Here is a 12,779-nt window from a genome sequence, read left to right on the forward strand (position 1 = left end):
CTGGCCCGCTTGGCTATTGATGCCCCAATTGTCGTTTTCGCCCCGGGGTATCGAACATCATGAAATCGCTGGAACTGCTCGTCGAGCGGATCATCCTGTCCAGCCGCTGGCTTCTCGTCATCTTCTACCTTGGCCTGGTCGCGGCACTTGCCCTCTACGGCATCTCGTTCGCCTTCAAGCTGCTGAAGATCGCCAGCATGGTCTTCGTCTATGACGATGCGCAGATGATTCTGGCGATGCTCGGCCTGATCGATGCAGCGCTCGTGGCCAGCCTGATCGTGATGGTGATGATTTCCGGTTACGAGAATTTCGTCAGCCGCTTCGACGAAGGCGATGCGGAGGTCTCCTTCCTCGGCAAGCTCGATTCCGGCAGCCTGAAGATCAAGGTTGCGTCGTCGATCGTGGCCATTTCCTCGATCCACCTGCTGCAGATCTTCTTAAACGCGCAGCAATATTCGAGCGAGCAGTTGATGTGGGCGACGATCATACATCTGGCCTTTGTCGTCTCGGCCGTACTGCTCGGCTATCTCGAGCAAATCATGAATGCGCTGAAGAAGAAGTGATATTGGTGCCGCGGCTTCACGCAAAGCCGCGGTTTGTCTTGATCGAGCAACGGGGCAGCCTGAGATGAAGACTGACGTAGTGGTTCTGGGCGCCGGCATCGTCGGCATTTCCACCGCCATCCATCTCGCCCGCCGCGGCAAGTCGGTGGTGCTGCTCGATCGTCGTGGCCCCGGCGAGGAAACCTCCTACGGCAACGCCGGCCTGATCCAGCGCGAAGGCGTCTTTCCATACGGCTTCCCGCATGATTTCGGCGCACTCTTCCGCTACGCGCTCAACAACACCATCGACGCCCATTACCATTTCCGCGCCCTTCCGGGCCTGGTGCCGTTCCTCGCCCGCTACTGGTGGCATTCCGGCTTTACCCAGCACCGGCGCATCGCCCAGCTCTATGCGCCGCTGATCGAGCATTCGATCACCGAACATCAGGATCTGATCGAGGCGTCCGGAGCCGGCGACCTCATCCGTAAGGACGGCTGGATGAAGGTGTTCCGCACCGAGAAGGAACGCGACGCCGCGTACAAGGAAGCGGAAAAGCTCTCGGCGGGCTTCGGCGTCAACCACCAGAAGCTTTCGACGAGCGAGCTGAAGACGCTGGAGCCGTCGATCAAGGCCGATCTCGTCGGCGGTCTGCGCTGGAGCGATCCCTGGTCGATCCGCGATCCGCACAGCCTCAACAAGGCCTATCTCGCCTACTTCCAGTCCCTGGGCGGACGGCTGATTTCCGGCGATGCGGCGACGACCGAACACGTACTCGAAGGTCCCGGTTGGCGCGTCGCCACCCCGGAAGGGCCGCTGGAAGCCCGCGAAGTCGTCGTGGCGCTCGGCCCCTGGGCCGATACGGTTACCCGCAAGCTCGGCTATCATTTCCCGCTGGCTGTGAAGCGTGGCTACCACATGCACTACGGCATGCAGGACGGCGCGCAGCTCAACAACTGGGTGCTCGATGCCGAAAAGGGCTACTTCCTGGCGCCGATGCTGCGCGGCATCCGTTTGACGACGGGTGCGGAATTTGCCTGGCGCGATGCGCCGAAGACGCCGGTGCAGCTGACGCGGGCCGAGCGGGTGGCGCGCGAATTCTTCCCGCTTGCCGAACGTCGCGACGAAGAACCCTGGATGGGCGCGCGTCCCTGCACGCCGGATATGATGCCGCTTATCGGCAAGGCGCCGCGTCACGAGGGCCTGTGGTTTGCCTTCGGCCATGCCCATCACGGCATGACGCTTGGGCCGGTCACCGGTCGGGCGCTGGCGGAAGCCATGACCGGCGAAAAGACGGTCATCGACATCGCGCCCTACCGGCCGGAGCGTTTCCTGGCCTGACACGGTCCGAAGCCATAGCATCACGAAGTAGGAAAAGGCCGGACGCTGCGTTTCCGGCCTTGTTCCTTGCCTGATCAGGCGTTGGTGCCGCCGTCGATGGTGAATTCGGCGCCCGTTACGCTGCGGCCGTCAGGCCCCGCCAGCCAGGCGACGACGCCTGCTACGTCGCTCGCCTCGTTGAAACGCGGGATCGCCATCAGTCCGCGCTGCGGGCCGGCATGTTCGCCGTTGGCCGGGTTCATGTCCGTGTCGGTCGAGCCAGGATGGACGATGTTGACGGTGATGCCCTTCGGCCCGAGATCGCGCGCCACCGCTTTGGTGAAGCCAATCAGCGCGCTCTTGCTCAGCACATAAAGGCTCATGCCCGGCCATGGGACGCGGGCGGCGAGGTTGCTGCCGATGTTGATGACGCGCCCGCCATCCGGCATGTGCGCCGAAGCGGCGCGCGTGGCGAGAAACACCGCCTTCACATTGACGTCGATCGTCCGGTCGAAATCCTCCTCAGTCACCTCGTCCACCGTTCCGGCGTCGAAGATGCCGGCATTGTTGACGAGGATATCGATGCGACCGTGTTTTTCCGCGACCGTCTTGACGGCGGCTTCAACCGCGCCCGGATCGCGGTTGTCCGCCTGGATCGCCAGTGCGCTGCCGCCATCCCCCGTGATCTCCGCCACGAGCGCCTCGGCCTTTTCTTTCGACTGGCTGTAGGTCACCGCCACGGTTGCGCCGTCGCTCGCCAGGCGCCTTGCGATCGCTGCACCGATGCCGCGGCTGCCGCCCGTCACCAGGGCCACCTTGTCTTTCAAACTCGTCACTGGTTTCTCCAAATCTGTAGTGATCGATACATATAAGGGGAAACGACTTGCCATCCGCTGTCAAGCGATTTATGTATTGATCGATACAAAAAAGGATCAGCCGAGATGAGCCGCGGGCGGCCACGCAATTTTTCGAGGGACGAGGCGCTTGCAAGCGCCATGCAGCTCTTCTGGGACAAGGGCTATGACAATACCTCGCTGTCGGATCTGACTCGGGCCATGGGATTGAACCCGCCGAGCCTCTACGCTGCCTTCGGCAGCAAGGCGCAGCTCTTCATCGAGGCCGTGGACCTTTACGGCCGCACCGACGGTGCCGGCATCTGGGATGAACTGGAGACGGTTCCGACCGCAAAGGCGGCGGTGCACGACCTGTTGAGACGCACGGCCGAGAATTTTACACAGCGTGGCGAGCCGAGAGGCTGCATGGTGGTTCTGTCGGCACCGCAGATGGCGGGTGGTGATGCGGAGGTCTGTGACGCACTGAAGCTGCGTCGGCTGGAGAAGCAGATGGCTCTGGAGCAGCGTTTCGAGCGCGCAGTCGAGGAAGGCGAACTGCCTGTGGGTGTCGACTGCGCCGCGATTGCCGCCTACGTCGCCTCGCTGCAGCACGGCATGTCGATCCAGGCGCGCGACGGCGCCACGCGGGAAACCCTGGTCGCGATCGCCGACTGCGCCGCAGCCGGCTGGGACGCGATGATATCCGCAAACATCCGGCCGGACTGACGAACGACGTCTAACGGACACAGCCGATCCGTCATTCGGCCTCATGATTTTTGTTCAGGTGAACGACGACGCGAGGGCCGGAGATCAAAAGCCTCCGGCCCACCGGTTTGCGCGTGCTCCGTCCTGCTTACGGCGCCGGCTGCGTCATTTCGGGTGTCGTGCCAGGGGTCGAGTTCGGGCTAGCGCCCTGTGTTCCCTGCTGCGGCGTTGCTTCCGGGGCCGGCTGGGTCGTCGTTCCACCGGCGGGAGCCGTGCCCGTATCGGCCGGCGGTGTGGCCTGGCCCGTCGTTCCGGTTGCCGGCTGGTCGGTGGTCGACGGCGGCGCTGCCGTGTTGGCGGTGTCGCGGCTCAGTTCGGCCGGCAGCCAGGCGATCAACGCCAGCACCAAGCCGGCGAGCAGGATGATGATGATTGGCCAGCTGCTGCGTCTGGGGGGCTCGACAGGTACGTCGCTGAGGTGCGTTTGCGCAGTGGGTTGGGGCAGCGGCTGCCCAGTCACGGGGTCGATGACCGGCTTTTCCTTGAACTCTTCGTGCTGGTTCATTGCGTTGATCCTTTCTTGATCTCCTCGTGGCCTCGGCCGGCTGCTCCTGAACCTTCCCGGGGCAGCGGTGGGCGCCGGATTTCGTGCGCTCGCGAGACAGAGCGGCGGGGCGCGCTCGGATCGGCGCGCCGTAACCGTAAACGCGTGAAAATTTGCAATGTTCCGACCGCTACAACCCAAGGGACGTTCGATCGTCGTCGCCCGCTTTACAGCGGAGGTTTCCGCTGCATGATGGTAGCGCTCACGGGAGGGTAGAACGGCATGGCGGATCCGGTATTTCAAAATGGCACCTTTGTCGGTCGCGCCTGGCGAGCCGATGTCGGCGGCCCGTCGGTAGTTGTGATCCGTGACGGCGCGCTCTTCGACATCACCTCGAAGGCAGCGCCCACCATGCGCGACCTCCTCGAACACCCGGATCCCGTTGCGCACGTCCGCTCCACCCAGGGCGAGCGGCTTGTCGCTCTCGAGGATTGCCTCGGACAGAAGGCGGATCCGTCCGCCCTGCATCTCCTTGCGCCCTGCGATCTGCAGGCGGTGAAGGCCTGTGGTGTCACCTTCGCGCGCTCGATGATCGAGCGCGTCATCGAGGAGCGGGCGGCGGGCGATGCGTCGCGCGCCGAAACGATCCGCGCCCGCGTCACAGCCGTCATCGGCGACAGTCTGCGAAACCTGAAGCCCGGTTCGCCGGAGGCGGCCCGCGTCAAGGCAGCCCTCATCGAAGAGGGCGTCTGGTCGCAGTATCTGGAGGTCGGCATCGGCCCGGACGCGGAGGTCTTCACCAAGGCGCAGGTTCTCTCGGCGGTCGGCCCGGGCGCCGATGTCGGCCTGCACCCGGCCTCACGCTGGAACAATCCGGAGCCGGAGATCGTGCTCGCGGTTTCGTCGAGCGGTCAGGTGAGGGGTGCCACCCTCGGCAACGACGTCAACCTGCGCGACATCGAGGGGCGCTCGGCGCTGCTTCTCGGCAAGGCCAAGGACAACAACGCCTCATGCGCCGTCGGTCCCTTTATCCGCCTCTTCGATGAAACCTACGGGATCGACGATGTCCGCAAGGCCGAACTGACGCTCCTGGTCGAAGGCGAGGACGGCTACCGCCTGACCGGCCGCAGTTCGATGGCCGAAATCAGCCGCGACCCGCTCGACCTCGTCGCTCAGACGATTGGCCCGCACCACCAGTATCCTGATGGCCTGATGCTGTTCATGGGCACCCTCTTTGCGCCCGTCGAAGACCGCGACGAGCCCGGCCAGGGCTTCACCCACAAGCTCGGCGACGTGGTGACGATCGCCAGTGCCGAACTCGGGTCGCTGACCAACACGGTCAGGCTTTCGACCGAATGTGCGCCCTGGAGCTTTGGCGCAGCGGCGCTGATGCGCAATCTGGCAGGACGGCGGCTGCTGTAAGGAGCAAGCTCACGGCCGAACGCGTCTGCACGGTCACTATGTCATGTCCCGCATAACCCAGAGCGACCGACCCGCATGCGCAATGTCAGGCACGGCCCGTAGGCGCGCATCATCCCGGAGCCGTATGGCCTCCACCGTATCCATGGAAAAAACCCGCCCATCCGTCTCGTTGGCGTTTGGGGTAATCCACCAGCGCCGACCCTCCTGGCAAAGTCCGGCTTCCGGATGTTCCTGGATGTACTCGATCGCATAGGCTGCATCCGCTTTTCTATCGGTATCGAGCATAAGTCTTCCTCCGCCTGATCGTTTCGGGAGAGGTGTGATCATGCGCTTGTTTGGCCGAAGCCGCCAATGTCGACCTTAGCCACCTGATGAATAGCGTGCGGCTTTCGACCGAGTGCGTACCGACACCTACTTGGGGAAAGTGATTCCCTTACTTAGGTCCTCCAGATCGTACCTGTCGTCATGCGGCGTTCCGTTGATGTCCCCAGTGATCCTCACGTCTGCGATGCCGTTGTTTGTATCAGCCGAGAATTTGAGGCTTGTGTCCTTTTTGACGCTGCGCCCGACGATAGGTTCCAACTTGTCGTCCACGCAGTAGCTGCCGGGCAATTCGTCTATCATCGTTAAATTGTTGCAGTCCTGCTTAAATTTCACGGTTGAGGTGATCGACATGACATTCTCCGTTAGAGAGTCCGGCTAGTCGCGGTTTAGTCGGCGGTCGCGATGCGCCATCGATTGGGTGATCGCATATGAGGTCGGCGACCGCTTTCCGGGCAGGTTCGCGTCTAGAATGAGCGTCTGCGCATCGCCAAAGCTAGTCGCGATTTCAATCAACTCTGTCGATGCCCGAATGCGCCACATTTGATAGGATGCACCTGCGATCGAATCGAAGCCGCAACCGACCGCTGCTTCGGCCTTCGGGCCTGTCACGATGAAGATTCGATGCGAATCCAGTCTGTAGCAATGACCGTCGAATGCGTAGCCGTAGGCCAAGACGATAGAGTAGTCGCCCGCCTTGAGGCCGCCACCATCCTTAAACAGTTGGACCCGAAGCTCGGTACTATGGCCTTCACCGATATCGAACCTGCCGTAGTCATCGTTTGCGTTGAGCTTGACGCCGTAGAGAACAAGCTCGTCCGCTTTGTATCTGCCAGTTGCCGGTGCCGGTACATGTTCGTAGTCCATCTCGTTCTCCCTCTGTTTCACCAAAGAATTTCGCGCCATCGCATGCAATCTTCAAACTGTTCGACATAGGCTCGACCACGTCCCCGATCGGCGGCCGTCAAAAAGGCTTCCGCTGCCGCTTCGAAGGTGACGTCGTCGGGTTCCAGAAACCGCCAGGAGCGAACGACGCTCTCGCCGACGATGTCTCGGGCCTCTTCTAGGGCAGCCTTGCTGGCAAAGTGCTTCAGCTCGTAGTCCGCTCTTGATGGGCGCAACGTCGCTTCGATGAGCTCTGGCGCCAGTTGCTGGCGCAGGTTGCCGAACTGGCGAGGATCGAGGTCGGACAGTCCTCGCTCGAAGAGCAGTGTCTGATAGACCTCGACCAAGCAGTCGAAGAGCCCTCCGGCAAATGGCTTGGAATGATCGTGCACTTCATGGCTGACGTCGCCCGCGCGCAGCGAATTGTTGAAGGTGCGGATCTGCCTTTCGTCGCTGAGCTCGGCGAAGCGATCGAGTTCGTTGTTGATCAAAAGGTTGCCGCCGGTGCGGCGCAGGATGCGCTCCGCGGCTGTATCGAAATGCAGCAAGCCGAGCAGCGATGCGAAGTCGGCGACCGCTTCGTGATAGGCAAAAAACTCACTGCCGGCGCCGTCGCCCTCAAGCAGGCCCAGTTCGCTGAGAAGGATCAGGTGGCCCATCTCATGGGCGACGGAATCGAAATTGAGCGCGAATCGCGACGTCACTCTCGCAGGTTCGCTTTCCCCGAATTCCACAAAGCCGAAGCCCGATTGTGCGTTGTCCCAGTCGGCAATGTGCGGAATGATCTCCAGCCGGCTCAGGGTCGGTTCGAAGAACCATCTGATTTCGCGCCCGACATAGCCCTCGAAGATATCCAGCACGCGCCGTGCGCAGGCAAAGCTGTGTGTCGCCAGAAAGGCAGGCGAGTCCGGCGTGATGTAATCGAAATGTCCGTCAGCGTCCGGTTCCACCGGCGGGCAGAGTGCGCCGGCATAGGGCGGCAGGATAGGGTAGGCATAGGGCCTCTTGGTTTCGAGCGGATCGGCGACATACATGCGCCGGTCGGACGGGCCGGCCGTAATTCCGCCTGCCGAAGGGGCGAGCCAGACCACCTCGGGTTTCTCGTAACCTGGAATGTATGGGGGTTGCGGAAAGACAAGAAAGCGCGTTCCGAGACGCGGTGAAGCGGCTCTGCCCGGGTCGGCGTCGGACGTGTGAGCGGCGGCATCCATGTTGGCCTCTCTCGCGGTTTCAATATCACCTGTGATTGTAGAATTCGATTAACTTGTTCGTACTAATCCGCTCGGAATATTTCATCGAGCAGCTCAGCGTATTGAAGATCGTATGCAAAAGCCTCGGTCATCTCGAACGCGTTGCTCTTGTCCGGGCCTTTGCGCCGAAGTTTAAAGGTGGAGATCGCCTTTAGTAGTTCGATTGCGTCAAGTTTCTTCTGTCTCGGTAATCCGATTGCGAGATGACGTCTTAATCGCTCAATATCAGGGTCGTTGTTATTATTCCTGACACTGTCGAGGATGGTGCTGTAGCTGCGCTCGGAATAATGAAGCGATCGTGCCGCCTGTTCGAGTGCAACGCGCAGTTCGTGTGTGATGATGCCCCTTCGTTCAGACTGTTTCAGTGTCAGTCTGATGTCAATGAGGGCTTCGGTGAGAGCTCTTGAACCCAGTTCGGGCGGCGCCATCGCCACAGCGACGTCGGCGTCGTCGGCAAGCCTCGTGCGCCGATACCAACGGTAGACGAAGCCATAGCCGATCATTCCTTCGTCGCTGAGTTCCGCCGCGCGGACGGCGCCCATGCTGGATGCGCCGCAGACATACACGCCCTTTGCCAAGGCCCAGAGGATCTCCTTGTGCCGAACCGCCGGCCGCTGCGCAAACTCGCCATCGATGATCGCGATCACCGCTGGACGATGTTTCAGCACGGCGCGCACGACGTCCCCTTGCCCGGCTGGCGGAAGATAGGTCGCATCGAGCTGTGCTCGCGCCTCGGCGGCACTCAGCGTTGGTCCGAGGAAGACGATCGTTTCACTCCTCAATGCTCACCTCCAGGGGCGGGGCAACCACTCTGACCACATGCAGAGGGAGCGCTTCGTCCGAGAACAGGACCACGACGACGACCGCTTTGACACCAGCGGCGACCATCGCCTCGAGAATGGCCGGTAACGGGTTTTCGCCCCCGTGCGCAGGCTCATTTTCGGGAAAGGGCAGACCGCCGCGCGACAGGGTTTCGAACCAGGCGATCAGTTCGCTTCGTTCCGGTGGGGCGTAGAAGCGGCCAATCACGTCTTCCCGGGTCGCGGCGATGGCGCCGAGGCGCGACTGGCACGCCTCGAGAAGAGCCTTGGCAAGGGCGGGGTCATGATCGATGTCGCAGCCGAAGCCAGACGCCGGCAAGGGGGCCAGCGGAACCCGCGCCGGGTCTTCCATGACATGACACCAATAGGCGGGCAGGCCACTCGGGCTTGGTAACGCCCATACGCCCGCAGCCAGCCCCGCCTGGCGCAGCCGGCCAAGGATTTCGCCGGATTTGCCTCCGCCAATGGTGTCGACACCGATCTGGTAGCGGTCGAAGAAGTGCGGCCGCCGGGTGGCCAGATGATGCGCGTGGCGTTCGAGGATCTCAAGGCAGCCGTGAATCAGTGCCTGCTGCAGGCTCGTGCCTGCGGCAAGCCCGGTGGTGTTGCGTTGAAGCCAGTGCGGATGCGGAGAGGGGATGACGTAATTTGTGTCGACCGCCGCCAGCGGCACGGGCCGGAAAGAGCCGGAGATCAGATCCCAGCCTGAAATCCAGGCGAGATCGTTGCTGTCGGCCGGCGGCGTTGCAGCCGGATGGAGATGCGACCACATCCCGTCGGCATTCATGTCCGCAAGGCTGGCCCGCCACACGCGCTCCGCCGGTATGCGCTCCGATGCCCATCCTTCAAGCGATTCCATCAGGCCGGAGATGGCGGCTTGGGCATAGCTGAGGCCCTTGCCCTGATTGACCGAAACCGAGCGCGAGGCCGGGCGGACCACCTGCACGACCGGTATGCCGATCCGATCGAGCCCGGTTACCGATCCGAGGCGGGTGATCCCGAAATCCCGTCGGAGGGCGAGAATTTTCTCCACGGTTTGCCAGGTGTCGGGAGGGGCTGGGGAGGGGGCGTTCAGCACGCCCTCGAGCGATCGGTCCTGGAACGAAACGCTCGCCATCGCCGACTAGCCGAAGTGATGTCGCAAATCGTGCCCGGCGCGCTTGGCCAGCCATTCGGCGCCCTGCGTCTCGGCCGATTGCAAGGCATATCGCAGGTCGCGCCGTGCCCGCGCAGGAGCGTCGCCGAGCGCCAGCCGCAGATGCGCCCTTCGCCGGTAGAGCTCCGCAAGCCAGAACCATTGGCCGCTCTTGCGGCCAAGCGCGATGGCGTTCTCGATCGGGACGACCGCCGCTCCGGGATCTCCCATGCGTTCCAGGATCTCGGAGTGCATGTCGCTGTGGATCGACAGATTGTCGTCGGTCCCCGTGAGCTTTTGGAGGCGCAGCCCTTCCTCGAAGCGCGCAGCGCCCCGCTCCGGTGACGAGGCCATGGCTTCCGCCCAGCCGCAGTACATATTGGCGCGCGCCTGGCTCGCCACCAGGCCATTTTCGTCGGCGAGCGCCAGCATGCGTTCGCCGAGGCTGTGCACGTCTTCATATCGCTGCTGGCAGCGACGCAACACGATTCCGTAGTAGAGCGCATGCACCATGCTGCCGACATGCTCCGTCCTGTCGGCCCACTCCAGGCATTGCCGGATGGCCGCCTCGCTCGGTTCGTGTGCGTCCGTCAGAAGGTAGGACAAGGCGCTTTCGCCAAGGCCGCAGACCTTGGCGTCGTGGCCGCCGTAGAAGGCGCGATTGCGAAGCGCCCGTTCCGCGTCATATAGGGCGATGCCCTTGCCGACGCAGTCCAGGCAGTAGTCGTGATGGCCTGCATGGAAGCTCGTCGCCCAGCCGCAATGATAAGCTTGAAGCCGCGTTTCGGGATCCCGGGCGCCCTCCATGTCGCTCACCAGCACGCGCGCCCGCGATTGTTGCAGAGAAATGTTCGGAGCGGTGAACCACCAGCCCCAATAAAGCGGCAGGCGCTCTTCGCGGTTGGCGGAGCCGTCGCGCTTGAGCAGTGAAATGGCGCGCGCGTAGGTCCGGCGGGCCAGTTGCGACCCTTCGCCCTCGAGCGCCGTCGCCACGACGCCCTGAAGCTGCAGCAGGTCCAGCAGGAACGGACGGCGATCCACGTGCCGCCGCATCGCCGCAATCTCGCGGGCGCAAAGATCGAGCGACTGGCGGGCCTCGCGCATCGCCGATCGCAGGACGCACGCCTCCGCCGCCTTCATTGCAAATTGCGCCGCCTGGAGATGGAGGCCAGCTTCGGCGCATTGCCAGGCGGCCACGGCTGGCGGCACGCTCGGCACGTCCTCCTCGCTTAGCAATTGGGCGATGCGTTTGTGGAACCTGCGCCGGTCGGTGCGAAGCAGGCTGCCATAGGTCGCCTCGTGCTGCAGCACGTGGCGGAACTGGAAGGCGTCGTTGGATGTGGCGCCTTGTTCGATCACGCCATGCGCGACGAGTGCGGCAAGGTCCGCTTCGAGCGAGGCTGCCGCTGCGCCATCGAGCAGCCGATTGAGCAGGCTGACGCTGAACTCCCTGCCGATGACGCTTGCCAGTTGGGCAACGCGGCGCGCGCTTCCAACCTTCGCGAGCTTGACGGCTAGGAGATCGTTCAGCGACGAAACGCCTTCTTCGACGAGCAGCTTCGTCCAGCTGGCGGCGGCAGGCGCGACGGAATGCCGGCTGCGAAGCAGAAGCGCGAGCTCCTTGGCATAAAGCGGCAGTCCGTCGCATTGCTGCAGAATGAAGGACACTAGGCCTGCGGGTGGCGCGCCGCCCCATACGGAGGCGACTAGGCTCTTCATCGCCGCGGTTCCGAGGCCTTGGAGGGGCAGGCTTTCGGCGGCTGCAACCGCCGTCGGTCCACGCGAGGTCTGGACCACGAGAACCGGACGATGGCGAGCGTGGCTCACCAGGTGCTCGAGCATCGTCAGGGTCATGCTGTCGGCCCAGTGCACGTCCTCGATCACGATGAGCTTGGCCGCCTCGCCGGCGCACAGGATCTGCACGGCCGCCCGGATGACATCCTTTCGGAACGCCTCGCCGGAGAGATCGGCAACCTGGATATTGCCGGCCTTGCGTCGCGAATCGCCGCCGGTAAACGTGGCGATCGCGCGCGCCGCGCGCTCATCGACGGGAAGCCCTATGCCGTGCAGGGCCTCCCGCAGTTGCGGTGCGTTGCCGCGCTGCAGGACATCCTTTCCCACGCTTGCTTCCAGAAAGCCGATCAGCGGCTGCATGGGCTCGCCGGTCATCCGTGCATCGCATTGCAGAAGAATATCGGCATCGTTTTCGCGCCCGAGCGAGCGGCGCAGTTCGGCGACGAGCCGGGACTTGCCGATACCGGCTTCCCCGGTGACGGCGACCGATCTGCCGGCGCCGCTGCTTGCGGCGTTCCACTCGATTGTGAGCCGCGCCAGTTCTTTCTCGCGCCCGCCCATCGGCGCGCCGCGCGCCGGGTTCGACCGGTCGCGGAGAGATCCGGGGCTTCTGGCAAGAGGCTGCCACAGCGCCGACGGTTCAGAGAAGCCCTTGAGAGCGGCGTCGCGCAAGAAAGTATAGTCGAACCTGTTTCGAGTGAGCTGGTAGGTTGCCTCGGCAACAAGGACCGTATCAGGCTGCGCTTCCGCCTGAAGCCGCGCCGCCAGTATCGGTGCGGTGCCGACAATATCCTTGCCGTCGGAGGAGAGGACGACGACGCTGGTTGCGACGCCGACGCGCAACTTGAAGGGTACCGTGCGCGGGCGGTGGCTTTGCCGGGTCGCCATCTCAATGAGCTCCAGAGCCGCCTGGACGGCCATTTCGGCTGCGTCCTCGACCTGCGCCGGATAGCCGAAGTAGCCGCATCCGCCGTCGCCAAGCCGCCGGCTAAGATTGCCCCCATGGCGGCGAATGATGTCTTCCGAACTGTTGTGGAGACTGGCGATGGAGCGGAGGTATTTCTCCGGGTCGTTGCTGAGCAACAGCTCGGTCGAACCGACGATATCGTAGAAAACCGCCGTCACCTGGCGCCTTTCGCCGCCGAGCTGAATTTGCGAATCGGACCCCTTCATTCTCGCCATCGCCCAACGTCAGCCGAGTTGACCACA

The 12,779-nt window shown here is 63.2% G+C and carries 13 protein-coding genes; 4 read left to right on the plus strand and 9 right to left on the minus strand.

Going from position 1 to position 12,779, the window contains the following annotated elements:
- The first annotated feature begins 59 nt into the window (after nucleotides 1-59).
- Nucleotides 60-563 carry a TIGR00645 family protein gene (locus IB262_RS14705; RefSeq protein ID WP_082566270.1) on the plus strand — a complete coding sequence of 168 codons (504 nt, stop codon included), beginning with the start codon at nucleotides 60-62 and terminating at the stop codon, nucleotides 561-563.
- Between the two features lie 64 nt (nucleotides 564-627).
- Entirely contained in the window at nucleotides 628-1,881 is a 1,254-nt protein-coding gene (locus tag IB262_RS14710; RefSeq protein ID WP_034800866.1) for an FAD-binding oxidoreductase, read from the plus strand.
- A 74-nt stretch (nucleotides 1,882-1,955) separates the two neighbouring features.
- On the opposite strand, the gene IB262_RS14715 is transcribed toward IB262_RS14710, so the two are convergent.
- Nucleotides 1,956-2,696 (minus strand): 3-oxoacyl-ACP reductase family protein, encoded by a 741-nt coding sequence (locus IB262_RS14715; protein WP_034800868.1) that lies wholly within the window; start codon nucleotides 2,694-2,696, stop codon nucleotides 1,956-1,958.
- A gap of 105 nt (nucleotides 2,697-2,801) precedes the next feature.
- Here IB262_RS14715 and IB262_RS14720 point away from each other — a divergent pair, with 105 nt between their 5' ends.
- Nucleotides 2,802-3,419: a TetR/AcrR family transcriptional regulator gene (locus tag IB262_RS14720; protein WP_034800870.1), complete on the plus strand. Its 618-nt coding sequence runs from the start codon at nucleotides 2,802-2,804 to the stop codon at nucleotides 3,417-3,419.
- A gap of 127 nt (nucleotides 3,420-3,546) precedes the next feature.
- Here the strand turns inward: IB262_RS14720 and IB262_RS14725 are convergent, their stop codons facing one another.
- On the minus strand, nucleotides 3,547-3,963 hold the full coding sequence (locus IB262_RS14725) for a hypothetical protein (protein ID WP_210337641.1): 417 nt from the start codon (nucleotides 3,961-3,963) through the stop codon (nucleotides 3,547-3,549).
- 261 nt (nucleotides 3,964-4,224) lie between these two features.
- On the opposite strand from IB262_RS14725, the gene IB262_RS14730 reads away from it, so the two are divergent.
- Nucleotides 4,225-5,364, plus strand: coding sequence for a fumarylacetoacetate hydrolase family protein (locus IB262_RS14730; protein WP_034800872.1), 1,140 nt, complete (start codon nucleotides 4,225-4,227; stop codon nucleotides 5,362-5,364).
- Between the two features lie 36 nt (nucleotides 5,365-5,400).
- Here the strand turns inward: IB262_RS14730 and IB262_RS14735 are convergent, their stop codons facing one another.
- From IB262_RS14735 to IB262_RS14765, 7 genes are all read right to left on the minus strand, one after another.
- Nucleotides 5,401-5,649 carry a hypothetical protein gene (locus IB262_RS14735; RefSeq protein WP_034800874.1) on the minus strand — a complete coding sequence of 83 codons (249 nt, stop codon included), beginning with the start codon at nucleotides 5,647-5,649 and terminating at the stop codon, nucleotides 5,401-5,403.
- 126 nt (nucleotides 5,650-5,775) lie between these two features.
- Nucleotides 5,776-6,039: a hypothetical protein gene (locus tag IB262_RS14740; RefSeq protein WP_034800877.1), complete on the minus strand. Its 264-nt coding sequence runs from the start codon at nucleotides 6,037-6,039 to the stop codon at nucleotides 5,776-5,778.
- A 24-nt stretch (nucleotides 6,040-6,063) separates the two neighbouring features.
- Nucleotides 6,064-6,552: a hypothetical protein gene (locus IB262_RS14745; protein WP_034800879.1), complete on the minus strand. Its 489-nt coding sequence runs from the start codon at nucleotides 6,550-6,552 to the stop codon at nucleotides 6,064-6,066.
- Between the two features lie 17 nt (nucleotides 6,553-6,569).
- Nucleotides 6,570-7,781, minus strand: a complete 1,212-nt coding sequence (locus IB262_RS14750) for a hypothetical protein (RefSeq protein WP_110818515.1) — start codon at nucleotides 7,779-7,781, stop codon at nucleotides 6,570-6,572.
- 62 nt (nucleotides 7,782-7,843) lie between these two features.
- Complete coding sequence (locus IB262_RS14755; protein ID WP_034800884.1) at nucleotides 7,844-8,602, minus strand: TfuA-like protein; 759 nt, start codon at nucleotides 8,600-8,602, stop codon at nucleotides 7,844-7,846.
- Nucleotides 8,592-9,719 (minus strand): YcaO-like family protein, encoded by a 1,128-nt coding sequence (locus tag IB262_RS14760; protein ID WP_348646917.1) that lies wholly within the window; start codon nucleotides 9,717-9,719, stop codon nucleotides 8,592-8,594. Before IB262_RS14760 ends, IB262_RS14755 begins: the two co-directional genes overlap by 11 nt.
- A gap of 45 nt (nucleotides 9,720-9,764) precedes the next feature.
- Nucleotides 9,765-12,743: an AAA family ATPase gene (locus tag IB262_RS14765; protein WP_110818513.1), complete on the minus strand. Its 2,979-nt coding sequence runs from the start codon at nucleotides 12,741-12,743 to the stop codon at nucleotides 9,765-9,767.
- Between the last annotated feature and the right edge of the window lie 36 nt (nucleotides 12,744-12,779).

Origin of the sequence: Ensifer sp. ENS02 (genome assembly GCF_014851885.1) — a bacterium.
Classification (GTDB): Bacteria; Pseudomonadota; Alphaproteobacteria; order Rhizobiales; family Rhizobiaceae; genus Ensifer; species Ensifer adhaerens.

Coding starts and splice junctions, on each gene's coding strand:
- IB262_RS14705 (WP_082566270.1), top strand. CDS start 60: ATGAAATCGCTGGAACTGCTCGTCGAGCGGATCATCCTGTCCAGCCGC.
- IB262_RS14710 (WP_034800866.1), top strand. CDS start 628: ATGAAGACTGACGTAGTGGTTCTGGGCGCCGGCATCGTCGGCATTTCC.
- IB262_RS14720 (WP_034800870.1), top strand. CDS start 2,802: ATGAGCCGCGGGCGGCCACGCAATTTTTCGAGGGACGAGGCGCTTGCA.
- IB262_RS14725 (WP_210337641.1), bottom strand. CDS start 3,963: ATGAACCAGCACGAAGAGTTCAAGGAAAAGCCGGTCATCGACCCCGTG.
- IB262_RS14730 (WP_034800872.1), top strand. CDS start 4,225: ATGGCGGATCCGGTATTTCAAAATGGCACCTTTGTCGGTCGCGCCTGG.
- IB262_RS14735 (WP_034800874.1), bottom strand. CDS start 5,649: ATGCTCGATACCGATAGAAAAGCGGATGCAGCCTATGCGATCGAGTAC.
- IB262_RS14740 (WP_034800877.1), bottom strand. CDS start 6,039: ATGTCGATCACCTCAACCGTGAAATTTAAGCAGGACTGCAACAATTTA.
- IB262_RS14745 (WP_034800879.1), bottom strand. CDS start 6,552: ATGGACTACGAACATGTACCGGCACCGGCAACTGGCAGATACAAAGCG.
- IB262_RS14750 (WP_110818515.1), bottom strand. CDS start 7,781: ATGGATGCCGCCGCTCACACGTCCGACGCCGACCCGGGCAGAGCCGCT.
- IB262_RS14765 (WP_110818513.1), bottom strand. CDS start 12,743: ATGAAGGGGTCCGATTCGCAAATTCAGCTCGGCGGCGAAAGGCGCCAG.